This is a genomic window from Pseudomonas sp. 1176_21, from assembly GCF_052850635.1.
On the sequence record NZ_VXCV01000018.1, the window covers coordinates 47,485 to 71,254 of the forward strand.

The 23,770-nt window shown below is 65.7% G+C and carries 23 protein-coding genes; 19 read left to right on the top strand and 4 right to left on the bottom strand.

All coding sequences use genetic code 11. The features are described from left to right. Positions 1-31 precede the first annotated feature (31 nt). The 4 genes from FW760_RS25465 to FW760_RS25480 all read right to left on the bottom strand — a co-directional run bounded on the left by FW760_RS25465 (position 32) and on the right by FW760_RS25480 (position 4,628). The gene (locus FW760_RS25465; RefSeq protein WP_446444091.1) at positions 32-790 is read right to left on the bottom strand and encodes an ABC transporter ATP-binding protein; all 759 of its coding nucleotides are present in this window, start codon (positions 788-790) and stop codon (positions 32-34) included. A 5-nt stretch (positions 791-795) separates the two neighbouring features. Then, a complete protein-coding gene (locus FW760_RS25470) occupies positions 796-2,562 on the bottom strand; it encodes a branched-chain amino acid ABC transporter ATP-binding protein/permease (RefSeq protein ID WP_052504234.1) in 1,767 nt (588 codons plus the stop codon). Further along, positions 2,562-3,599 carry a branched-chain amino acid ABC transporter permease gene (locus tag FW760_RS25475; protein WP_043861071.1) on the bottom strand — a complete coding sequence of 346 codons (1,038 nt, stop codon included), beginning with the start codon at positions 3,597-3,599 and terminating at the stop codon, positions 2,562-2,564. Before FW760_RS25475 ends, FW760_RS25470 begins: the two co-directional genes overlap by 1 nt. 447 nt (positions 3,600-4,046) lie before the next feature. Then, a complete protein-coding gene (locus tag FW760_RS25480) occupies positions 4,047-4,628 on the bottom strand; it encodes a TetR/AcrR family transcriptional regulator (RefSeq protein ID WP_116054597.1) in 582 nt (193 codons plus the stop codon). Between the two features lie 294 nt (positions 4,629-4,922). Between FW760_RS25480 and FW760_RS25485 the strand changes: the two genes are divergently transcribed. The 19 genes from FW760_RS25485 to FW760_RS25575 all read left to right on the top strand — a co-directional run bounded on the left by FW760_RS25485 (position 4,923) and on the right by FW760_RS25575 (position 23,486). Next, positions 4,923-5,738: an alpha/beta fold hydrolase gene (locus tag FW760_RS25485; RefSeq protein ID WP_116054594.1), complete on the top strand. Its 816-nt coding sequence runs from the start codon at positions 4,923-4,925 to the stop codon at positions 5,736-5,738. A gap of 6 nt (positions 5,739-5,744) precedes the next feature. Beyond that, the gene (locus FW760_RS25490) at positions 5,745-6,041 is read left to right on the top strand and encodes an extradiol ring-cleavage dioxygenase (protein ID WP_043861074.1); all 297 of its coding nucleotides are present in this window, start codon (positions 5,745-5,747) and stop codon (positions 6,039-6,041) included. A gap of 4 nt (positions 6,042-6,045) precedes the next feature. Next, positions 6,046-6,897: a DODA-type extradiol aromatic ring-opening family dioxygenase gene (locus FW760_RS25495; RefSeq protein ID WP_054916106.1), complete on the top strand. Its 852-nt coding sequence runs from the start codon at positions 6,046-6,048 to the stop codon at positions 6,895-6,897. After that, a complete protein-coding gene (locus FW760_RS25500) occupies positions 6,894-7,247 on the top strand; it encodes a non-heme iron oxygenase ferredoxin subunit (protein WP_043861076.1) in 354 nt (117 codons plus the stop codon). The genes FW760_RS25495 and FW760_RS25500 overlap by 4 nt, the downstream gene beginning before the upstream one ends. Before the next feature lie 38 nt (positions 7,248-7,285). After that, a complete protein-coding gene (locus tag FW760_RS25505; RefSeq protein ID WP_043861077.1) occupies positions 7,286-8,635 on the top strand; it encodes an SRPBCC family protein in 1,350 nt (449 codons plus the stop codon). A 9-nt stretch (positions 8,636-8,644) separates the two neighbouring features. Next, positions 8,645-9,175 carry a 3-phenylpropionate/cinnamic acid dioxygenase subunit beta gene (locus FW760_RS25510; RefSeq protein WP_043861078.1) on the top strand — a complete coding sequence of 177 codons (531 nt, stop codon included), beginning with the start codon at positions 8,645-8,647 and terminating at the stop codon, positions 9,173-9,175. A 10-nt stretch (positions 9,176-9,185) separates the two neighbouring features. After that, positions 9,186-9,998, top strand: coding sequence for a 3-(cis-5,6-dihydroxycyclohexa-1,3-dien-1-yl)propanoate dehydrogenase (gene hcaB, locus FW760_RS25515; RefSeq protein WP_054916105.1), 813 nt, complete (start codon positions 9,186-9,188; stop codon positions 9,996-9,998). 31 nt (positions 9,999-10,029) lie between these two features. After that, entirely contained in the window at positions 10,030-11,001 is a 972-nt protein-coding gene (locus FW760_RS25520; protein ID WP_043861080.1) for an NAD(P)H-dependent flavin oxidoreductase, read from the top strand. A 29-nt stretch (positions 11,002-11,030) separates the two neighbouring features. Next, entirely contained in the window at positions 11,031-11,813 is a 783-nt protein-coding gene (locus FW760_RS25525) for a 2-keto-4-pentenoate hydratase (RefSeq protein WP_058541174.1), read from the top strand. A 104-nt stretch (positions 11,814-11,917) separates the two neighbouring features. Then, entirely contained in the window at positions 11,918-13,777 is a 1,860-nt protein-coding gene (locus FW760_RS25530; RefSeq protein ID WP_088515453.1) for a feruloyl-CoA synthase, read from the top strand. Continuing rightward, the gene (locus tag FW760_RS25535; RefSeq protein WP_116054591.1) at positions 13,774-14,715 is read left to right on the top strand and encodes an acetaldehyde dehydrogenase (acetylating); all 942 of its coding nucleotides are present in this window, start codon (positions 13,774-13,776) and stop codon (positions 14,713-14,715) included. Before FW760_RS25530 ends, FW760_RS25535 begins: the two co-directional genes overlap by 4 nt. 10 nt (positions 14,716-14,725) lie before the next feature. After that, positions 14,726-15,760 (top strand): 4-hydroxy-2-oxovalerate aldolase, encoded by a 1,035-nt coding sequence (dmpG, locus tag FW760_RS25540; protein WP_446444088.1) that lies wholly within the window; start codon positions 14,726-14,728, stop codon positions 15,758-15,760. Positions 15,761-15,774: 14 nt separating this feature from the next. Then, a complete protein-coding gene (locus tag FW760_RS25545) occupies positions 15,775-16,779 on the top strand; it encodes a CDP-6-deoxy-delta-3,4-glucoseen reductase (RefSeq protein ID WP_054916101.1) in 1,005 nt (334 codons plus the stop codon). A gap of 319 nt (positions 16,780-17,098) precedes the next feature. Next, a complete protein-coding gene (locus FW760_RS25550) occupies positions 17,099-17,545 on the top strand; it encodes an HIT family protein (RefSeq protein WP_043859795.1) in 447 nt (148 codons plus the stop codon). 188 nt (positions 17,546-17,733) lie between these two features. After that, positions 17,734-18,510 carry a hypothetical protein gene (locus tag FW760_RS25555; RefSeq protein ID WP_231390606.1) on the top strand — a complete coding sequence of 259 codons (777 nt, stop codon included), beginning with the start codon at positions 17,734-17,736 and terminating at the stop codon, positions 18,508-18,510. A gap of 38 nt (positions 18,511-18,548) precedes the next feature. Then, positions 18,549-18,947, top strand: coding sequence for a nuclear transport factor 2 family protein (locus FW760_RS25560; protein WP_043859797.1), 399 nt, complete (start codon positions 18,549-18,551; stop codon positions 18,945-18,947). 69 nt (positions 18,948-19,016) lie between these two features. After that, the gene (locus FW760_RS25565) at positions 19,017-19,679 is read left to right on the top strand and encodes an iron-containing redox enzyme family protein (protein ID WP_043859798.1); all 663 of its coding nucleotides are present in this window, start codon (positions 19,017-19,019) and stop codon (positions 19,677-19,679) included. 139 nt (positions 19,680-19,818) lie between these two features. Further along, positions 19,819-21,651 carry a long-chain-acyl-CoA synthetase gene (locus FW760_RS25570; protein ID WP_088515450.1) on the top strand — a complete coding sequence of 611 codons (1,833 nt, stop codon included), beginning with the start codon at positions 19,819-19,821 and terminating at the stop codon, positions 21,649-21,651. Between the two features lie 257 nt (positions 21,652-21,908). Then, positions 21,909-23,486: a sensor domain-containing diguanylate cyclase gene (locus FW760_RS25575; protein ID WP_446444089.1), complete on the top strand. Its 1,578-nt coding sequence runs from the start codon at positions 21,909-21,911 to the stop codon at positions 23,484-23,486. Positions 23,487-23,770 lie beyond the last annotated feature (284 nt).

The window sequence follows — 23,770 nt, forward strand, 5'->3', positions numbered from 1 at the left end:
TTTTTATGGGTGTGGCAAGTGCTGCGGGGCGCTACGTGCCGGTAGCGCTGATCACCTCCGTGGTGGCGGTGGGCGCGGGTGCGCGGCCCAGGTAGCTTTCGACCACCCGGGGGTTGCTGGCCAACGCCTGGGCGTCGCCTTCAAGCACGATCTCGCCGACCTCCAGCACGTAGCCGTAGTCGGAAATCTTCAGCGCAGCGCGGGCGTTCTGCTCCACCAGCAGAATCGACACGCCGCTCTGGCGCAGGGTGTCGAAGATGGTGAAGATCTCGCCGATCACCCGCGGCGCCAGGCCCAGGCTCGGTTCGTCGAGCATCAGCAGGCGCGGTTTGGCCATCAGCGCGCGGCCGATGGCGAGCATCTGGCGCTCGCCGCCCGACAGCGTGCAGGCGGCCTGCTGGCGCCGTTCGAGCAGGCGCGGGAACAGCCCGAACACCTCGTCGAGGGTCTGCTGATGGTCGCGAAAACCGTGCCGGTGGCGGCTGAAGGCGCCCAGGCGCAGGTTGTCTTCCACGCTCATCAGGCCGAACAGCTCGCGGCTCTCGGGCACCAGCACCATGCCCTGGTCGATGCGCTGGGCCACGTCGTGGTGGCCCAGCAACGCCTGGCCGGCGTAGGTCACCTGGCCCTGGCAGGGCAGCAGGCCGATCAGCGCCGCCATCAGGGTGGTCTTGCCGGCGCCATTGGGGCCGATCAGGCTGACGATCTGGCCTTCCTCCAGGTGCAGGTCGAGGTTGCGTACCGCCTCGACCTTGCCGTGGTTGATCGACAGGTTGCGCACATCCAGCAGGCGACTCATTCGACACCTCCGAGGTAGGCGGCCAGCACCGCAGGGTTCTGCTGGATCTGCAGCGGGGTGCCGCTGGCCAGGGGCTGGCCGAATTCCATCACCACGATGTGGTCGGCCAGGCCCATCACGAACTCCATGTCGTGCTCCACCAGCAGCACTCCCAGGCCCTCGCCACGCAACTGCTCGAGCAGTTGCGCCAGCGCCTGTTTCTCGCCATGGCGCAGGCCGGCGGCGGGTTCGTCGAGCAGCAACAGCAACGGGTCGCTGCACAGCGCGCGGGCGATCTCGACGATGCGCTGCTGGCCCAGCGGCAGGCTGCCGGCCGGGGTGTGCAGGTATTCGCCCAGGCCCACCCGCTGGATCTGACGCGTGGCCTCGGCGAGCAGGGCGGCTTCTTCCTTGCGTTCCAGGTGCAGCATCGAGCGCAGCAGCCCGGCCTTGCCCCGGGCATGGGCGCCGAGGGCGACGTTCTCCAGCACGCTCATCTCGCCCAGCAGGCGCACGTGCTGGAAGGTGCGGCTCACGCCCAGGTGGGCAATGGCGCGCGGCGACAGGCCTTCGATGCGCTGGCCGTTGAAGGTGATCTGCCCGGCATTGGGCGTCAGCACCCCCGACAACAGGTTGAACAGGGTCGACTTGCCGGCGCCGTTGGGGCCGATCAGCGCGGTCACCTCGGCGGCATTCACCGACAGGCCCATGTTCTTGTTGGCCACCAGCCCGCCGAACTGCTTGAGCAGCCCCTGGGCCACCATCAGCGGCTTGCCGGCCGCCGGCATGCTGCGCCGGGGCAGGGCCGGCGCGTCATCCAGCGCCAGGGTGCGCGGGCGGCTGGCCGGCAGCACGCTGCGCAGTACCGGCAGCAGGCCGCCGCGGGCGTACTGCAGCACCAGGATCACCAGCACGCCGAAGAAGATCATCTCGACGTTGTCGGCGTGCCCGAACAGCTGCGGCAGCACGTCCTGCAGCACCTGCTTGATCAGGGTCAGCAACGCTGCGCCCAGCAGCGCGCCCCACAGGCTGGCGACGCCGCCCAGCACGATCATGAACAGGTACTCGATGCCCATCACCACCGAGAACGGCGTGGGGTTGACCACCCGCTGCAGGTGCGCGTACAGCCAGCCCGACAGGGCCGCCAGCAGGGCGGCGATGATGAACACCTGCAGGCGGCTGCGTGCGGTATCGATGCCCATCGCCTCGGCCATCCCGGCCGATTCCTTGAGGGTGCGGATGGCACGGCCCTGGCGGCTGTGCAGCAGGTTGTCGAGCAGCCACAGGCTGGCCGCCAGCAACAACCCGATCAGCACGGCGAAATCGGCCGAGCCGCTGATCTGCCAGCCCAGCAGCTCGATGTTCGGCAGGTTCTGCAGGCCGCCGAAGCCGCCCAGGCCCGGCAGGTTGCCGAACAGGTAGAACAGCGCCAGGCCCCAGGCCAGGGTGCCGATGGGCAGGTAGTGCCCGGCCAGGCGCAGGGTCAGCAGGCCCAGGCTGGTGGCCACCACCAGGGTGATCGCCAGCCCCGCCAGCAGGCCCAGCCACGGCGACAGGCCGTACTGGGTGGTGAGCACCGCGCTGGCGTAGGCGCCAATGCCCACGAATGCGGCCTGGCCGAACGAGGTCATGCCGCCGATGCCGGTCAGCAGCACCAGGCCCAGGGCCACCAGGCTGTACAGGCCGATGTAGTTGAGCAGGGTCACGTGAAACGCGGGCAGCACCAGCGGCGCCAGGCCCGCCACCAGCAGCAGGGCCAACAGGGGGATCAGTCGCAGGGCCATCAGTGTTGCTCCTCCAGATGCGGGTTTTTCAGCGACAGCCACAGCAGCACCGGGATCACCACGGTGAACACGATGACCTCCTTGTAGGCCGAGGCGCCGAAGTTGGCGAAGCTCTCCAGCACGCCGACGAAAAACGCACTGGCCGCGGCTATCGGGTAACTGGCCAGGCCGCCGAAGATCGCCGCCACAAAGCCCTTGAGGCTGATCAGAAAGCCCGAGTCGTAATACAGCGTGGTCAGCGGGCCGATCAGTACCCCGGAGATCGCGCCGATCAGCGCGGCCAGGCCGAACGCGGCCTTGCCGGCCAGCTGGGTGGGGATGCCCACCAGCTGCGCGCCGGTACGGTTGAGCGCAGTGGCACGCAGCGCCTTGCCGTACAGGCTGTGGCCGAAGAAGGCATACAGCAGGCCGATCAGCAGCAGCGCGCTGCCGATCACCAGCAGGCTCTGCAGGCCCACCGGCAGCTCGCCGAGCATGAACACCGACTCGGCCAGGGCTTCGGTGCGCACGCCCTCGGCGCCGAACATCAGCAGGCTCACGCCCACCAGCGCGATATGCACCGCCACCGACACGATCAACAGCAACAGCACCGAGGTCTCGGCCACCCGCTGGTACACCAGGCGGTACAGCAACGGCCCCAGCGGCGTGACCAGGGCCAGGGTCAGCAGAATCTGCAGCAGCGCCGGCAGGCTCGCCAGGTCGAGGTTGCCCAGCACCGCCCACAACAGCAGCGGCAGGCTCAGGTAGCGCGCCAGCAGGCCCGGCAGCCGGCGCCATTGACGGCGCCGTGCGGCGTCGGTGCAGTCCAGTGCGCAGGCGGCCAGCGAGCAGCCCAGCAGCAGCCACACGGTGCCGGGCATCAGGCCCAGCTGCAGGGTGGCCAGGGTCAGGGCGCTGTAGGTGACGAAGTCGCCCTGGCACACCAGGATGGTGCGCGTCACCGAGAACACCAGCACCAGGGCCAGCGCCACCAGTGCGTAGATCGCGCCCGTGGTCAGGCCGTCCTGGGCAAGAAACGCCAGTATCGAGAAATCCATGGGCAGGCCTCAGCGAGCAGTGGGCAAGGGGGAGGTGGGATGCCGGTCGCAGAGGGCGGTCGGCGTCGGTGCGGCGGTGCCGTACCGGGGGCGTGACGGGTCGGGCGCGCAGGGCGGGACCCGGCGAGAGCGTGCAGGCGCGTGCATAGTGAAGTACTCGTTTTCTATTCTTATTGTGGTGCGCCCCTGCCCGGGGCAGGGCAACATGCAAGGCGTTTAAATACACATGTGCATGTGTATGTATAGACTACGCGGGAAGGTGGGCGGCTTGTCAACAGGCGCCGCAGCGGCGCGCCTGCATTCGCCGATTTATTCGATTATCTATTTGAATTTATTGAATAAATATTTTTCAAGACGAGCGTGCCAATACCCGCTGGATGGCGGGTATTGGATATACAAAGATACATTTGTGTATTTGCAATGTGCCGAACGGGTCGGCACAGGCGCTCAGGCCGGGGCGTGGCTGCACGCGGGGAGGAGGATGCCGGCCATGCGCTGGCTGCGCGCCAGGCGTTGTTGCGGGGTGTCTTCGCTGTGCAGCAGCGACAGGCTGATCTGGTAGGCGTAGATCAGGTAGGCGCGGTCCTGGGCTTCGTCGCTGGGCACGCCGGCCTGAATCAGCAGCCCCTCGATGTAGTTCAGGCGATGGCTGTCCACCTCGTCGATGGCCTGGCGCGCCTGCTTGTCGCGCCGCGCCCAGCCGCGGATGCCCAGTTCGATCGAGGCGGCGTCCTTGGCGGTCTGGCCGTGGGAAGGCAGCTCCAGCAGGCGCTGCAACTGCTGCAGCGGCGTGCTGTGGGCCGTGCGCAGGTTGAGGATCACATCCTCGGTGGCGCGTGCGCGCCAGTTGCCCAGGATGCCTTCGAGCAGTTCGCCGCGGCTTTTGAAGTGGTAGTAGAAACTGCCACGGGTGATCTTCAGTTCCTTGGCCAGGGTGTCGACGCGCACGGCGTCGACGCCGCTGGTGACAAGCACTTCCTGTGCCGCATGAATCCAATCTTCCCGCGTGAGGTTGGTGCGTGATGACATTGTGTAGGGCCTTGTCCAACAAGCTGGATAAGCGCCAGGGCAGCGCAGGGTTCGACGCTTGGCCTTGGCAGCAAACCGTCATTCTAACGCCCGCCGCAACGGCGAAGCTATTGCCGGCATTGGCCACAAGGCCAGTGCCGGGTGTCCGCATCCTGCCATACATGACAGTACATAGGTGTAGGTACGGCTGCTCATTATTTGAAAATAGTCATGTTTTTTCATTGACTCAGGTCAAAACGGTAAATAGCATGCAGATACACAACTGTATGTTAAGAATAAAAACCGGAGGCCGACATGAGCGCAACTGCAAAGACTCTGCTCGCAGCAGGGCACCACACCCACTACCACGAGGCCGGCCAGGGCGAGCCGCTGTTCCTGCTGCACGGCTCGGGCCCGGGTGTTTCGGGTTGGGCCAACTGGGCCGCCAGCGTGCCGGTGTTCGCCGACCGCTGGCGGGTGATCGTGCCGGACATCGCCGGCTTCGGTTTCACCGAGTTCAAGGATGAGGCCCGGTACGACATCAAGCTGTGGGTCAGCCACCTGATCGGCATCATGGATGCCCTGGATATCCAGAAGGCCTCCTTCATCGGCAACTCGTTCGGCGGCGCCCTGGCCATCGGCCTGGCGGTGTTCGCCCCCGAGCGCGTCAACAAGCTGGTGCTGCTCGGCACCCCGGCCGGCGAGTTCGTGCAGACCCCAGGCCTGCGCGGCGCCTGGGAATACGAGCCGTCGCTGGCCAACATGCGTCAGCTGATGGAGCTGTTCCCCTACGACAAGGCGCTGATCACCGACGCCATGGTGCAGGCCCGCTACGAGGCCAGTGCCCGGCCCGGTGCCCAGGCCGCCTTGCGCAAGCTGATCCCGCAGCCCGCCGCCGAAGGCCAGACGATGGTCAAGGGCTTCCCCGCCGCCGCGCTGGCCAAGATCGTGGCGCCGACGCTGGTGGTACACGGCCGCGAAGACCGTGTGGTGCCGCCGGAGTGCGGGCTGCTGATCGCCAACAGCATTGCCGACGCCGACCTGCACCTGTTCGGGCGCTGCGGTCACTGGGTCCAGAGCGAACAGCCACGGCGCTTTGCCGCGCTGGTTCGCGACTTTCTCGGCGAGTAGTCCGGCATGAGCAGAAACGTGATGGAGCGGGTGCTGTGGCAGCTGTGCGTGGAGCGCGCGGCCAAGCAGCGCTTTCGTGAAGACGCCGCAGGCTTCGTGCAGCGCTTTGCCCTGGCCCCCGACGAGGCGCAGATGATCCTCGACTTCGACGTGGCCGGCCTGCAGGCGGCCGGGGTCAACCCGATGCTGACCATGGGCTTCTGGCAGGAGCTTTCGCCGCAACGCAGCATGCGCGTCTACAAGCAGCGCCTGGGCTGTACCGATGAACAAGGCGCGGGGTTTTCCGCCGCGCTCAAGGGGTGAACCGATGGGCAAGATAGTGGGCGGCTTCTGGATGCCGCATGACCCGGTGATGTTCGTGGCGCCCGAAGCGCCACCGGCCGCACAACGCGATGCCGTATGGGGCGCCTATGCCCAATGCGCCGAGCGCCTGGCCGCCTTGCAGCCCACGGCGGTGATCATCGTCGGCTGTGATCACTACATCCTGTTCGGCCCCCATTGCCTGCCGCGCTACGTGATCGGCACCGGCGACGTGGACGGCCCCATCGACCGCCTGCCGGGCCTGGACCGGGGCGTGGTGCGCAACCACCAGGCGCTGGCCGAGCACATCGTCCATCACGGTGAAGGGCAGGGCGTGGACTGGACCGTGGCGCGCAGCTTCACCGTCGACCATTCGTTCTCGATCCCGCACCAGCTGGTGGTCAAGCCGGCCGAGGCCCTGCTGGGCCGTGAGCTGCCGAGCATCCCGGTGTACCTGGCGTGCGGCGTCGACCCGTACATCTCGCTGGAGCGCTCGGCCGACCTGGGCCGGCAACTGCGCGCGGCAGTCGAGGCGTTCGACGCCGACGAGCGCGTGGTGATCATCGGCAGCGGCGGCATCAGCCACTGGGTAGGTACCGTCGAGATGGGCCAGGTGGCCGAGGACTTCGACCGCGAAATCCTTGCCCACGGGGTCAACGGCGACCTGCAGGCACTGTGCGCCTACCGCGACGAAGACATCCTGCGTCGGGCCGGCAACGGCGCGATGGAAATCCGCAACTTCGCCTGCGCCATGGCCGCCCTGGAGCGTCCGCGCGGTGAAGTGATCGCCTATGAAGCCGTGCCCGCCTGGGTCACCGGCCTGGGCTTTGTGCAACTCAACAACGAGGAGCCGGCATGAGCCGCGTACTGCTTTGCCAGCGTGACGAGCTGGCGCCGGGCGAATTGAAGAAGGTCGCCAACGGCGATGGCGATGCCCTGTGCGTCTACAACCTGGGCGGCACCTTCTACGCCACCACCGACATGTGCACCCACGCCACCGCCTCGCTGGCCGAAGGCGACATGGAAGACGACCTGATCACCTGCCCGGTGCACTGGGGCCAGTTCCATATCCCCAGCGGCAAGGCCGTGACCTTCCCCTGCGAACGGCACCTGCGCACCTACAAGGTCATTGTCACCGACCGCGAGGTGTATGCCGACACGGCCCTGGAAGCCGACGAGGCGCTGGCCGACGCCGACAGCCCGGTCTGACCGGGCGCCGTCCAACCGCATACCTGTGAGTCTGAACCATGGATAACAACAAGCACATACCGCTCAGAACCCTCGAAAGCACGCCCGCCCTGGGCAACCTCGACCGCCTCTGCGACATGCAGGAGGGGCGCCTGTCGGGCAAGGTGTTCTGGGACGAGGCGATCTACGAGCAGGAGCTGGAGAAGATCTTCGCGCGCTGCTGGCTGTTCGTCGCCCACGAATCCCAGCTGCCCAGGTCCGGCGACTACCTGACCACCTCGATGGGCGAAGACGAAGTGCTGGTGGTACGCCAGAAGGACGCCTCGATCAAGGTGTTCCTCAATGCCTGCCCGCACCGCGGCAACAAGGTGTGCTTTGCCGAGGCCGGCAACGCCCGCGGCTTCATCTGCAACTACCACGGCTGGTCGTTCGGCGCCGATGGCGGGCGCCTGATGGGCATGCACGAATCCAAGTGCTACGAAGAAAGCCAGTTCGACAAGTCCAGGCATGGCCTGCGCGAAGCCCGCGTGGCCAGCTACAAGGGCCTGGTGTTCGCCACCTTTGCCAGCGATGCGCCGACCCTGGAGGAGTACCTCGGGCCGATGACCTGGTACATGGACGTGATGCTCGACATGGACGAGGGCGGCAGCGAGTTCCTGGGCGGCTGCATCCGCTCCACCATCGAGTGCAACTGGAAGATCGCCGCCGAAAACTTCGTCGGCGACATCCTGCACGGCGGCTGGACCCACGACTCGGCGGCCAAGGCCATGCTCGGCGGCCCGGTGGCCAATGTCGGCGAACTGCCCGAATCCTACTCGGTGAACTGGAACGGCCACGGCTACGAGTTCGCCACCGACGTGGTCGGCAACGCCGCCACCCTGGGCGAAAAGGACATCAACAAGTACCTGCACGTGCTGCGCCCCAAGGTCGCCGAGCGCCTGGGCGAGTTCCGCTCGAAGCTGATCGGCGCGATCTCCTCGTTCACCGTGTTCCCCAACTTCTCGTTCCTGCCGGGGCAGAACACCGTGCGCATCTGGCAGCCGCGTGGCCCGCACAAGATCGAGCTGTTCACCTGGGTCATCGTCAACAAGAACGCCCCGCAGGACATCAAGGACAAATGGCGCCGTGGCGCGATGATGACCTTCTCGCCCACCGGCGTGTTCGAGATGGACGATGGCGAGAACTGGGAATACTGCACCAAGACCAGCCGTGGCGTGGTCACGCGCTATCAGGACCTGTACGTGGGCCTGGGCATGCACACCCGCCTGGACGACAGCGAGCTGCCGGGCAACGTGTTCAAGGGCCAGCTCAACGAATGCAACGCGCGGGCGTTCTACCAGCGCTGGAAAGACCTGCTGCAGGCACCGACCTGGGCCGACGTACCAGACCGCAACGGCACGCTGCGCTGAGGGGGCGAGATGACACACCAACTGCAGGACACCCCGGTGTCCATCGACGAGGCCCGCCGGGTCGAACAGTTTCTGCTGCGCGAGGCGCGCCTGCTCGACAACGAGTGCTGGGACCAATGGCTGCTGAGCCTGAGCGAAGCCATCCACTACTGGATGCCCGGCATCGAGAACCGTCGCCGCGAAGACAAGTCCGGGCCCTACCGCCTGGAGCACATGGCCTTCTTCGATGACGGCATGCGCGAGCTCAAGCGCCGCGTGGCGCGCTTCAAGCAGCCCTCGGCCTGGGCCGAGAACCCGCCCACGCGCAACGTGCACCTGGTCAGCAACATCGAGGTGTACGCCGGCGCCGAGCCGGGCGAGTACCTGGCGTACTCGTGCTTCGTCAACGTGCGCAGCCGTGGCCTGGACGAACACGCCCAGCTGGCCGGGCGGCGCGAGGACGTGCTGCGCCTGGAGGCCGAGGGCCTCAAGCTGCTCAAGCGCAAGATTCTGATCCCCAACGCGATGTTGCTGTGCAAGAACATCAACACGTTCCTATGAGGGCCTGCACATGGCTTGGTTGAAAGGGCAGGTGGCACTGGTCACCGGCGGTACCGGCGGCATCGGCAGCGCCATCGTGCGCCGCTACGTGGCCGAAGGCGCCAGGGTCGCGGTAATGGGCCGCGACGCGGCGCAACTGGCGGCGCTGGCTGCCGAGCTGGGCGATGCGGTGATCACCGTGCAGGGCGACGTGGCGCGCTATCAGGATAACCAGCGCGCCGTGGCCGCCACCCTGGAGGCGTTCGGCAGGCTCGACACCTTCGTCGGCAACGCCGCGGTGTTCGACTATTTCACCCGCCTGGACCGCATCGCCCCGCAGGATTTCGAGGGTGCGTTCCAGAAACTCTTCGCCACCAACGTGCAGGGCTACCTGCTCGGCGCGCAGGCGTCGATCGAGGCGCTGCGCCAAACCCGTGGCAGCATGATCTTTACCTTGTCCAACAGTGCCTTTTATGCCGGCGGTGGTGGCATTCTGTACGTCACCGCCAAGCATGCGCTGGTGGGCATGATCCGCCAGCTGGCCTACGAGCTGGCGCCGGACATCCGGGTCAACGGCGTGGCGCCGGGGGCGACCAACACGCCGATGAAAAGCCTGGATGGCCTGAACAGCCGCAGCGTACCGCTCAACCAGATCCCCGGGTTCGAGGCCGGTGCCGCGCAGGCTGTGCCCCTGCAACGGATTGCCGAGCCCGAGGACCACACCGGGCACTACGTGCTGCTGGCCTCGCGCGAGAATGCCGGGTTGACCACCGCCAACATCATCCACAGCGATGGCGGCTGGGAGATTCGCAGCGCCGGCCCCACGCGGTCGCGCAAGGCCTGAGCCTTGATAACCAGAACAAGAGAGATGCGTGATGACAACAACAAGCCTGAGTGCACCGCAACAGCAACTCCTGAACCTGTTCGCCGGGCTCGACCTGCCGGTGCTGGCCGCGCCGATGTTCCTGGTGTCGGGCCCGCGCCTGCTCGCCGCCAGCTGCCAGGCCGGCATCGTCGGCAGCCTGCCGGCGCCCAATGCGCGCACCGTCGAGCAACTGCAGCAATGGCTGGAACAGATCGTCGGCGAGCGTGACGCCGCGCAGCAGCGTGGCGAACAGTGGGCGCCGTGGATGCTCAACATGATCGTGCACAGCACCTACGACCGCTTCGAGGCCGAGCTTGAGCTGGTGCGCCGTTACCAGCCGCCGATCGTTTCCACCGCCCTGGGCAGCCCCAAGCGCGTGCTCGACACCGTGCACGCCTATGGCGGGGTGGTGATCGCCGACGTGATCAGCCCGGCCCTGGCACGCAAGGCCGTGGCCGCCGGCGTCGATGGCCTGGTGCTGGTGTGCAACGGCGCCGGCGGGCATACAGGCAACTACAACCCGTTCGCCTTCGTCGCCGAAGTGCGCGAGTTCTGGGACGGCCCGCTGGGCCTGGCCGGGGCGATCTCCAACGGGCGCGACATCCATGCCGCGCAGGTGCTGGGCTGCGACTTCTCGCTGGTGGGCACGCGCCTGATCGCCACCCACGAAAGCCTGGTCGAGGACGCCTACCGCGACATGCTGGTGGAGTGCTCGCTGGACCAGGTGACCACCACCAAGGCGGTCAGCGGTGTGCTGGCCAACTGGATGCAGCCGTCGCTGGACAAGGCCGGCATCGACCCGCGCAGCGAAACCCGCCCCAGCATCGACTTCTCCGGCGACATCGCCACCGCCAACAAGGCGTGGAAACACGTGTGGTCGGCGGGGCAGGGCGTGGGCCAGATCACCCGCACCTGCAGCGTGGCCGAGCTGGTCGACGAACTGCACCAGGGCTATCGCCAGAGTCGCGCGCGCGCGTTGTAAGCCAACCGGACCCGTTCAGGAGCAACCCCATGACCCACCCCAACCTTCAGGCCGCCGCCGCAGCGCTGGCCCAGGCCCGCTCGACCCGCACCCCGTGCGGGCGCATTTCCGAGCGTTTCGACATCCAGTCGCTGCACGACGCCTACGCCGTGCAGGAACTCGCCACCCAGGCCGCGCTGGCCGCCGGCCGGCGCCTGAGCGGGCGCAAGGTCGGCCTCACCTCGCTGGCGGTGCAGCAGCAACTGGGCGTCGACCAGCCCGACTTCGGCATGCTGTTCGCCGACATGGAATGCCACGATGGCCAGGCCATCGACAGCACGCGGCTGATCCAGCCCAAGGCCGAGGGCGAGATCGCCTTCGTGCTGGGGCGCGACCTGCCCGACCCCGACACCACCCTGGGCGAGCTGCTGCGCGCGGTCGACCATGTGCTGCCGGCGCTGGAAATCGTCGACTCGGCCATCGAGGACTGGAAGATCACCCTGGTCGACACCGTGGCCGACAACGCCTCCTCGGGCCTCTACGTGCTGGGCAAGACCCCGGTCAGCCTGCACGGCCTGGACCTGGCCCTGGAAGGCATGCTGCTGGAGAAGAACGGTGCCCAGGCCGCCATCGGCGTGGGCGCCGCGTGTATGGGCAACCCGCTGGATGCCTGCCTGTGGCTGGCGCGCACCATGGCCCTGGCCGGGCGCCCGCTGCAGGCCGGTGACGTGCTGCTGTCCGGCGCGCTGGGGCCGATGGTGCCGGTGGTGGCGGGCGACAGCCTGCGCCTGCGCCTGACCCGCCTGGGCGAAGTGAGCTGTCGCTTCACCTGAGCCGTGCCGGCTTGAACCCGGCGGCCTGACCGACCGCCGGTACCTACAACAATAAAACCAGTGAGCAGCGGGCCGACGGCCTGCCGCGCTCACGAGGGCGTGCAATGTACGACTTCTTCAACGACCCCACCCAGCTGGCCCCCGCCCAGGTGCTGTACGAACCGCGTGCCGACGGCAGCTTCGTGCTCAGCTCGCCCGAGCCGCTGCAACCCTATGCGCGCTGCATCGGCCAGTGGCTGGAACACTGGGCCGAGCAGGCGCCGCAGCGTGCCTACCTGGCCGAACGGCGCGGCGCGGGCTGGTTCAGCCTGACCTACGAGCAGGTGCGCCAGCGCGTCGGCGCCCTGGCCCAGGGCCTGCTGGAACTGGACATCGCAGCCGGCCGGCCGCTGCTGATGCTCTCGGAAAACGACCTGGACCAGGCGCTGCTGACCCTGGCGGCGATGCACGTGGGCATCCCGGTGTCGACCATCTCGGTGGCCTACTCGCGCAATACCGGCAGCGGCTGCGCCAAGCTCAAGGCGATTGTCGAGGTGCTCAAGCCGGGGCTGATCTTCGTCAACGACGGCGATGCCTATGGCCGCGCCATCGCCCTGGTCGACCCGGACTGCCCGGTGGTGGCGGCGCGCAACGCCCAGGAAATCCCCGGTGCGCTGGCCCTGCCGCACCTGTACAAGGCCGAGACCCCGGCGGTGATGGCCGCCTTCGCGCGCCTGGATGGCGACACCCCGGCGCGCTACCTGATGACCTCCGGCTCCACCGGTGCGCCCAAGGCCGTGGTCAACACCCACGGCATGCTCTGCGCCAACCAGCAGGCGATTGCCCAGTGCTGGCGCTTTCTGGAGCAGGGCGAACTGATCGTGCTCGACTGGCTGCCCTGGAGCCACGTGTTCGGCGCCAACCACAACTTCAACCTGGTGCTGCGCAACGGCGGCACCCTGTACATCGACGACGGCCTGCCGGTGCCGGGGCAGATCGACCGCACGCTGGAGAACATCCGCTCGGTCAGGCCCACGCTGTTCTTCAACGTGCCGCGCGGCTACGAGATGCTGCTGCCGCACCTGGAGCGCGACCCGGCGCTGGCCCAGGCCCTGTTCGGGCGCCTGCGCATGCTGTTCTATGCCGCTGCCGCCCTGCCGCAAAGCAGCTGGAGCCGGCTGGTGGCGTGTGCCGGGAAGGTGCGCGACACGCCGCTGTTCTTCGCCACCGAATGGGGCTCCACCGAAACCTCGCCGGTGGTCACCAGCGTGCATTTTGCCGCCGACAAGGCCGGCATCATCGGCCTGCCGGTACCGGGCACCGAGCTCAAGTTCGTGCCTGCCGGCGACAAGCTGGAGATGCGCGTGCGCGGCCCCTCGGTGTTCCCGCGCTACCTGGGCGACCCGGCCAGCACCCTGGCGGCGTTCGATGAAGAGGGCTTCTACCGCATCGGCGACGCCGGGCGCCTGGTCGACCCGGCGCGCCCCGAGCTGGGCGTGCAGTTCGACGGCCGCGTGACCGAGGACTTCAAGCTCAGCAGCGGCACCTGGGTGTCGGTGGGCACGCTGCGCCCACGCCTGGTCAGCGCGCTGGCGCCGTATGCCAGCGACTGCGTGATCGGCGGGCATGACCGCGACATGATCGGCGCGCTGGTCTACCCGTCCCAGGCCCTGCGCGACCTGCTCGGCGCCGAGGGCCAGCACATGAGCGGTGCACAGCTGGCGCTGCAGCCCGAGGTGCGCCTGGCGCTGTGCGCGGGCCTGCAGGCACTGGCCCGGGAATACCCGGCCTCGTCCCAGCATGCCGTGCGCCTGGTGATCCTCGATTCGCCGCCCAGCCTCAACGACGGCGAGATCACCGACAAGGGCTACATCAACCAGCGCACCGCCTTGAGCCTGCGCGCCGAGGCCGTGCAGCGCCTGTACGCCGACAGCCTCGACCCGAGCGTCATCCTCCTCGCCGAAGTCTACGGAGAAGCCGTATGAACCCTGCAAGATTCAATGTCGCCATCATCGGCTCCGGCAATATCGGCACCGACCTGATGATCAAGCTGCTGCGCCACGGCAAGTACCTGAAAATGGCCGTGATGGTCGGCATCGACCCGGCCTCCGACGGCCTGGAACGCGCCCGCCGCCTGGGCGTGGCCACCACCCACGAAGGGGTCGAGGGCCTGGCGCGCATGCCCGAGTTCGCCGATATCGACTTCGTGTTCGATGCCACCTCGGCCGGCGCCCATGTACGCAACGACGCCTACCTGCGCGCACGCAAGCCCGGCATCCGCCTGATCGACCTGACCCCGGCAGCCATCGGCCCGTACTGCGTGCCGGTGGTGAACCTGGAGCAGAACCTGGCGCAGTTGAACGTCAACATGGTCACCTGCGGCGGCCAGGCGACCATCCCGATGGTGGCCGCGGTGTCGCGGGTGGCCAAGGTGCACTACGCCGAAATCGTCGCCTCGATTGCCAGCAAGTCCGCCGGCCCCGGCACCCGCGCCAACATCGACGAGTTCACCGAAACCACCTCCAAGGCCATCGAAGCCATCGGCGGTGCAGCCAGGGGCAAGGCGATCATCGTGATGAACCCGGCCGAGCCGCCGCTGATCATGCGCGACACCGTGTTCGTGCTCTCCGAAGCCTGCGAGCAGGCCCGCGTGCAGGCCTCCATCCACGAGATGGCCCAGGCGGTGCAGGCCTACGTGCCCGGCTACCGGCTCAAGCAGCAGGTGCAGTTCGAGGTGATCGATCCCCAGGCGCCGCTGCTGATCCCGGGCCTGGGCCGCTTCAGCGGGCTCAAGACCTCGGTGTTTCTCGAAGTCGAAGGCGCCGCCCACTACCTGCCGGCCTACGCCGGCAATCTCGACATCATGACGTCCGCCGCGATGGCGACCGCCGAGCGCATGGCCCAGGCCATGGCGCACAACTGAGGATGCCCGCATGACGTTCAATCCCGCCAAGAAGCTCTACATCAGCGACGTGACCCTGCGCGACGGCAGCCACGCGGTGCGCCACCAGTACTCGCTGCAGAACGTGCAGGACATCGCCCGTGCGCTGGACAAGGCCAGGGTCGATTCCATCGAAGTGGCCCACGGCGATGGCCTGCAGGGCTCCAGCTTCAACTACGGGTTTGCCGCCCACACCGATCTGGAGTGGATCGAGGCCGTGGCCGACGTGATCAGCCACGCCAGGATCACCACCCTGCTGCTGCCCGGCATCGGCACGGTGCACGACCTCAAGGCCGCATATGACGCCGGCGCCCGCGTGGTGCGCGTGGCCACCCACTGCACCGAGGCCGACGTGGCCCGCCAGCACATCGAATATGCGCGCGCGCTGGGCATGGACACCGTGGGCTTTCTGATGATGAGCCACATGATCCCGGCCGAGCAGCTGGCCGCCCAGGCCAAGCTGATGGAAAGCTACGGCGCCACCTGCGTGTACATGGCCGACTCCGGCGGTGCGATGAACATGCAGGACGTGCGTGATCGCTTTCGCGCGTTCAAGGCCGTGCTCAAGCCCGAGACCGAAACCGGCATGCATGCCCACCACAACCTCAGCCTCGGGGTCGCCAACTCGATCACCGCGGTGGAGGAGGGGTGCGATCGCATCGATGCGAGCCTGGCCGGCATGGGCGCGGGCGCCGGCAACGCGCCCCTGGAAGTGTTCATCGCCACCGCCGAGCGCCTGGGCTGGAACCACGGCACCGACCTCTACACGCTGATGGATGCAGCCGACGACATCGTGCGCCCGTTGCAGGACCGCCCTGTGCGGGTCGACCGCGAATCGCTGGCGCTGGGCTATGCCGGGGTTTACTCCAGCTTCCTGCGCCACGCCGAAATCGCCGCGGCGCGCTATGGCCTGAAAACCGTCGACATCCTGGTCGAGCTGGGCAAGCGGCGCATGGTCGGCGGCCAGGAGGACATGATCGTCGACGTGGCGCTGGACCTGCTGGCCGCCGCCGGACGCGCGCAGTGACGGAGGGTACGCACATGAGCTTCACCCTGCAGATCCAGCCGGTCGGCCTGAGCTGCCCGGTCAACGCCGGGCAGAGCGTGCTCGACGCTGCCCTGGCCGATGGCCTGATGCTCAAGCACAGCTGCCGCACCGGCACCTGTGGCAGTTGCAAGGGCCAGGTGCTCAGCGGCGAGGTGGACCACGCCGACAGCCCGCTGGCAGTGCTCAGCGAAGCCGAGCGGGCCCAGGGCCTGGCGCTGTTCTGCTGCGCCAGGGCACGTTCCGACCTGGTCATCGACGCGCCGGAAGTCACCGAGCTGCGCGGCATCGGCATCCAGCAGATGGGCGTGCGCGTGGCCAGCCTCGACAAGGTCAGCCACGACGTGGCGGTGCTGCGCCTGATGCTCGCGCCGGGCGCCGCATTCGCCTACCTGCCGGGGCAGTACGTGCAGGTGCTGCTCAAGGACGGCAGCCGGCGCAGCTACTCGATGGCCACCGCAGCGGCGCGCGACAACCAGCTTGAACTGCACATCCGGCACATGCCGGGCGGGGTGTTCAGCGGGCATGTGTTCAATGCGTTGCAGCCCAGGGCGATCCTGCGCATGGAGGGGCCTTTCGGTTCGTTCTACCTGCGCGACAGCCAACGGCCGATGGTATTGCTGGCCAGCGGCACCGGCTTTGCCCCGGTGCAGGCGCTGCTCGAGCAACTGCGCGAGCGCGGCGACAACCGCTGCCCGGTGTACCTGTACTGGGGCGGGCGGCGCCGTGAGGACCTCTACCGGCATGAACAGCTGCTGGCCTGGGAGGCGCAGTTGCCGTGGCTGCGCTACACCCCGGTGCTGTCCGAGCCGGGCCCGGCCTGCGACTGGCAGGGTGCCACCGGCTTCGTGCACCGCCAGGTGCTGCAGGACTTTCATAGCCTCAAGGACTTCGAGGTCTATGCCTGCGGCGCGCCGATCGTGGTCGACTCGGCGCGACGCGATTTCGTCGAGCAGCGGGGGCTGGAGCCCGCGCATTTTCATGCCGATGCGTTCGTGTAGCTCAGGCCGGGCGAGCCCACGCACAGCGGGTGGGTGATGGCGTCACCGTCCTCGGCCCTCAGGGCCCTGGCCGGTGACGCACCCATGCAGCCCGGATACAAAAAGTTACCTTGGGAAAACCCATTCAAATCAACCCATTAGGAAATTTACGGGATTCAGATACAAAAAATTTCAAAACTCCCGTGTACAGCTGAGGAAGGCCAGGGGTAATTTCTCCTACAAGCTGCGCGGTCAACTCTGCAATGGAATGCAGCCTGTAGCATCCCGGATCTTCATGCCTCCACCGGGGTTGCACCTACAACAATAGAGGGAGCTATCCGTGAACTGCATTTTCTGTGCAATCGCCAAGAAAGAAGCACCGGCTGCCGTTGTCTACGAAGACGAGCAGTGCCTGGCCTTTCTCTCGATTCAGCCGATCACTCCTGGCCATGTCCTGGTCATTCCCAAGGCCCACGCAAGCGGCCTGGGTGATATCCCTCCTCAAACCTGTGGCCACATGATGCGTGTGGGTCAACGGATGGCGGCCGCCCTGCGTGAAAGCGGCCTGAGCCTCGAAGAACAGCCCTGTGAAGGTATCAACCTGCTGCTGTGCGATGGCGCAGTGGCCGGGCAGACCGTAGGTCACGCGCACCTGCATGTGCTGGCCCGCTTTGTCGGTGACGGTTTCAACCTGGGTCATGCGGACCTCCCGATCGCCACGCCACAGGTGCTGGGCGAGCGCGCCGAGCAGATCCGCCGAGCCTTGGCCTCGCTACCACCGAACTGACTGCACCTCGCTCTGGTTCAACGGCACGCCCGCCACTAGCGGGTGAGTGTCTGGCTGTGCGCAGCCCGTAAATCAACAACCTATGGCTATCTACGCAAGGAGGCGAAGCTATGTATTGTCCTGTGGAAACTTAAGTCGTGCGCTGGGCTGAGTTGAATACTACAGATCACAATAAGAAGGGATTTCTCATGCCGTCACTCGCCAGTAACAAGGCTGACTTGCCTTCGGCAAGTATGCAGTTGGTAAAGGATGATTCCGCCGGTTCGGCCATCTACAGTTTCTATGATTCAGTCCTCCAGGAGTTGTGCCAGTCTGACAAGGTAAAGGTCAGGCAGGTGGTAACGCCTGCGCAATTCATCGAACTTTCTCGTGCCCGTAGCCGGTTGTATGGGCAGCGCAAGATCTATTACAAGACGCTGTTTGGCAACTCGGTCGACAATACCGTGTGCCTGGATGAATACGACCCGCGTTCCTATGTGTTTGCCTTTTATCATGATGGTGAAATCATCGGCACTCAGCGTATTACGCCGTTCCCTCACGAGTCGGGTGAGTTCATCAGCCATGAACAACTGGTGCAGTTCTCCGGGCCCAACTACGAGCACGAGTGCGTCGAACTTTCGCGCCTGATCGTCGACAAGCATGCCCCGGTCAAGAACGTGGTCAACGGGCTGGCCATGACCGGTGCCTCGCTGGTGGCCCTGCAAGGCGGCTACAAGACGTTCATCACCTATGTGAAGCCACGGCTGGCGCCGAAGTTCGACAGCTTCGTGTTCGATCAGGACGGCATCTTCTTCCAGATCAAGGCCCGTGGCGATCATTACTACGCCCTGTACAAGGGCGATCTGATGCCGTCGGTGACGCCCTTCTTCGGCCTGCCCAGCTGCCCGGCAGACCTGAAGGACGTCGATGACCTGATTCGCCATACCTTGGCCGCCCGTCACGCGAGGCAGTCACTGGCGGGATAAGCATCACACAATAACGACAACATTGAGGTTGATCCAAGATGGAAGCCAGGAACAAAGAAGTGGTCATCGAGTTTTACGAGCGCATGTTTGGTCAGCGTGAACTGGCGGTTGCCGATACCTTGATTGCCGAGGACTACGTGCAGCACAACAACGTGTTCATTCCCCCGCGCCGCGAAGGCTTCAAGACCTACTTCACGCAGTTCTTCAAGACGTTCCCCGAGTCGGGTACCAGTATCGAGCGGGTCTGCGCCGAAGGCGATTATGTCTTCCTGTATGCCAAGCACTGGGCCAAGCACAGGTTCTTCACGGTGAACTACAAGGTGATCGATATCTACCGTGTTGAAAATGGTGTGCTGATGGAACACTGGGACACTATCGAAGGCCTGGGCTTCTTTTCCAAGTTCATCTACATCATCAAGTCCGTGCTGCGCCTGTAACGCCGTATTCGCCTGACCGTATAACACGTGTCATGAACGATTTATCAACACGCCAAGGAAGAGAGTGAAATGACTGAAGTGACCGCGTTTCGCAAAGAGCTCAAAGCCATCTGTGACGCCGAATGGGAAAAGATCAAGGCCGGCCGTTTCTTCCAGATGATGAAGCGTCCCGAACTGCAGCGTGAGCTGTACATCAAGTCGATTGTCCAGGTGTACCACTACACCAAGAACAACGCGATCAACCAGGCGGTGGCGTGCTGGAACCAGGACCACAAGAAGGTCGGCCTGCTGCGTTTCGCGATGAAGCATGCGCTGGAAGAGCTGGGCCATGAAAACATGGCGTACAACGACCTGATCGCCATTGGCGTGGACCCGTCGGAGTTCGAGAAACCGATGCTGCCGGCCACCGAGGCGTTCTACGGCTACCTGGACTTCGTTTCCGTATGCCGCGGCATCATTCCGCGCCTGGGCTACAGCTTCTGGGCCGAGGACTGCTATGAGCACCTCGAACCCCTGATGGACGTGTGCAAGAACCATCTCAAGCTGACCGACCAGCAACTGACCTTCTTCGTCGCCCACGCGATCATCGACGAGAAGCACTCCGAGCAGGTCAACGCCGCCATCGACCGCTGGGTCGTGACCGACGAAGAAAAAGAGGCGGTCAAGCAAGTGGCCCGCACCACGGTCTACCTGATGGGCAAGATCCTCGAGTCGGTCGCCGACGAGTTCTGATTGATCGGCACCAGGCGTCCTCGCGCACCCCGCTGCGCGAGGACTTTTTCACATGGCGTGCACAACAATAAAAACGATTGGCTGGTCATGGCGTTTGTCGAACCGCCTGGCGGCCACGGTCAATCCACCAGGAGGTGCCATGAGTAGTAATAGCGACATGATTACCTGGGGCATGATGCTGCGCAAAATTCCCTCGATCACTCGGGCCATTCCTCGGCTCGTCAGGGGCCTCAAGGTTTCCAAACTCAAGGCCGATCAGCCCTGTGGCCTGGGCTGGGCCTTCGAACAGGCGGTTGCGCGCAACCCTCAAGGGCCGGCGCTGCTCTACAAGGACACGCGCTTCAGTTACGAACAGGTCAACCAGTGGGCCAACCGTTTCGCCCACTACCTGCTGGCCCGTGGCCTGAAAAAAGGCGATGTGGTAGGCATCTTCATCGAGAACCGCCCCGAATTGCTGGTCAGCGTACTGGCCGTGAGCAAGATCGGCGGCATCTGCGCCATGCTCAACACCTCGCAGACCAACAACGTGCTGATCCACAGCCTGGGCCTGGTCAACCCGTCTGCGATCATCGTCGGCCAGGAGCTGGTGCCATCGTTCGAGGCGGTGCGCGACGAGGTGGCCATCGACAGGCAGCGCACCTTTTTCCTGGCCGACACCGATACCACGCGCGATGCCGGCATCGCCCCCGAGGGCTACGTCAACCTGACTCTTGCCAGTCAGGGGCACGCTACGGCCAATCCGGCGACTACCCAGCAGGTCTACCTCGACGACGCCTGCTTCTACATCTACACCTCCGGTACCACCGGCCTGCCCAAGGCCGGGGTGTTCAAGCATGGGCGCTGGATGAAGGTCTACGGCAGCTTCGGCATGATCGCCCTGGACATGCGCCCCGATGACATCGTCTATTGCACCTTGCCGCTGTATCACGGCACCGGCCTGTGCGTGAGCTGGGGCTCGGCACTGGCCGGTGCCTCGGGCTTCGCCATCCGCCGCAAGTTCAGCGCCAGCCAGTTCTGGGAAGACACGCGCAAATTCAAGGCCACCACCATCTGCTACGTCGGTGAACTGTGCCGCTACCTGATCGATCAGCCTGCGGCCGGCAACGATGGCGACAACCCGGTGGTGAAGATGATCGGCAACGGCCTGCGTCCGGGCGTGTGGCTCGACTTCAAGAAACGCTTCAACATCGAGCGGGTCTGCGAGTTCTACGCCGCCAGTGACGGCAACATCGGCTTTACCAACATCCTCAATTTCGAGAACACCATCGGCTTTGCCATCAACGCCTGGTCGCTGGTGGAGTACGAACACGACACCGGCGAACCACGGCGCAACGCCGACGGATTCATGCAGAAGGTCGGCAAGGGCGGTCAGGGCCTGTTGCTGGCCAAGATCGACGACGACGCCCCGTTCGATGGCTACACCGACCCGGAGAAGAGCAAGAAGGTGGTGCTCTACGACGTGTTCGAAAAGGGCGACCGCTACTTCAACAGCGGCGACCTGATTCGCGATATCGGCTTTGGCCATGCCCAGTTCGTCGACCGCCTGGGGGACACCTTCCGCTGGAAGGGCGAGAACGTCTCCACCACCGAAGTCGAGAACATCATGGTGCAGCACCCCCACATTGCCGAAGCCGTGGCCTACGGGGTGGAAATCAAGAACACCAACGGTCGCGCCGGGATGGCCGCCATCACCCCGTCGGCGCCGCTGGAGCAGCTGGATTTCTGCGACCTGCTGCGCTTCGTCAAGAGCCAGATGCCTCACTACGCGGTGCCGATGTTCTTGCGCGTCAAGACCTGCATGGAAACCACCGGCACCTTCAAGTACCAGAAGACCAAGCTCAGAAGCGAAGCCTTCGACCCCAGCCAGACCGGCGAAGACCCGGTGTATGCCTGGCTGCCGGGCACCGAAACCTACGTGCGGGTGACCGATCAGGTGCTGCAGGACATTCATGGCGGCAAGTTCCGCTACTGAAGGGCAACCGCGCCAGCGGCGCACCGCAAGGCCTGCCTGCATGCATGCGCAAGGCTGCTCACTGGAGCGGGCGGCCTTGCGTCCCACTTTCAGCTTCACTGCCCTGCAACTTCTGCCTGCCGGATTCTGCAGCAGCCCGTCGTGACCCCCACCGCTTGATTGCGCGCCTGATGCTCTGCCCCTTGCGGTACAGGGCATTCCGGAGTACAGCTGATGGCAGGATGCCTTCAGTTGTGGCATCGCAGGAGCGTTTCATGATGTCGACCCCCTTACTGCCGGTGCCGCTGCCGCACAAGCGTGACGTGCGCCTGGCCGTGCTGCTGTTGCTGGTGATCTGCGTATCGCTGGCATCGCTGACGGCCTGGAAGATATGGGCTGCACGTCAGCGCGCGCTGAACGAGGTTCAGGTACACAGCCTCAACCTGACCCAGGCACTGGACACCTATGCCGAGGGCATCATCCGCCAGAGTTCGATGATGCTGCTGGGCCTGAGCGAGCGGCTCGAAGTCGATGGCGGCGGGCCGCAGCAACTGGCGCGCCTGGCCGGGCTGGTGGAGGAGCAGAACGAACTGCTGACGCAACTGCATGGGCTGACCATCTATGGCCCGACGGGCGAATGGCTGATGTCGACCAACGGCCCGATTCCGGACGGTGCGAACAGCGCCGACCGCGAGTTCTTCATCCACCATCGCGACAACCCGTCCCGCGAGGTGTTCATCGGCCCGCCGATCCGCAGCCGCTCCACCCAGGACTGGGTGATCACCGTCAGCCGGCGTTTCGAGCAGCCCGGGGGGCAGTTCGCCGGGGTGATCGCGGTGACCCTGGGGGTGGAGAACTTTCTGCGCCTGTTCGGCAAGATCGACGTGGGCAAGGACGGTGCGATTGCGCTCACCTACACCAGTGGGCGCATCCTGGTGCGCTACCCGTTTCGCGAGCAGGACATGGGCCGCGACTTTTCCCGGTCGCCGATCTACACCCGCTACCTGGTGGAAAACTCGGTGGGCACGGCTTCGTTTGCCTCGAGCCTGGATGGGGTGGAGCGCCTGTATGCGTTTCGCAAGAACGAGCACCTGCCACTGGTGACCACCGTGGCCATCGGCAAGCGCGAGGCCCTGGACGCCTGGCGCATGGAAGCGTGGCTGACGGTGGGGCTGGTGCTGGCGTTGCAGGGGGTGATTGCGGTGATTGGCCGGCTGCTGATCCGCGACATGCGCCATCGTGCCGAGATGGATGCGCAATTGCTGGTGGCGCGCGAAGAACTGCTGGCCACCAACCGGCAGCTGGCGGTGCTGGCCACCCACGACACGCTCACCGGGCTGGCCAACCGCCGGCGTTTCGACGAGGTGCTGGCCAGCGAAGTGCGGCGTGCCCAGCGCGAGGCCCAGCCGCTGGCGTTGCTGCTGATCGATATCGATCATTTCAAACGCTTCAATGACGCCTACGGGCACATTGGCGGTGACGAATGCCTCAAGGCGGTGAGCACCTTGCTGCGCGAGTGCGTGCGCCGCCCGACGGATGTGGTGGCGCGTTATGGCGGGGAAGAGCTGGCGATGGTGCTGCCCAATACCGAGGTGGCGGGCGCGGTGGTGGTGGCCGAGACGGTGCTGGCGCGGTTGGCCGAGCTGAACATCGTGCATGCTGGCAGCCCGTTCGGGCGGGTGTCGGTGAGTATCGGCGTGGCAGGCATGGCGGGGCAGGGCGAAACGCCCCTGACGCTGGTGGCGGCGGCCGATCAGGCGCTGTATGCGGCCAAGACGGCGGGGCGTAATCGGTGTGTGGTGTTCGAGGGGGGCGGTGCCGCCCATCGCGGGTCAAGCCCGCTCCCACAGGGGTAGCGCAAGCCTCTGTAGGAGCGGGCTTGGCCCGCGATGTGCCTCGAATCTCCGGCGCCTGAACTGCCCCCTTCGCTGGCAAGCCAGCTCCCACTGGTATTGCACGGGCCTAAAGGTCACCGCCGTCCCCTGTAGGAGCGGGCTTGGCCCGCGATGTGCCTCGAATCTCCGGCGCCTGAACTGCTCCCTTCACTGGTAAGCCAGCTCCCACTGGTATTGCACGGGCCTAAATGTCACCGCCGTCCCCTGTAGGAGCGGGCTTGGCCCGCGATGTGCCTCGAATCTTT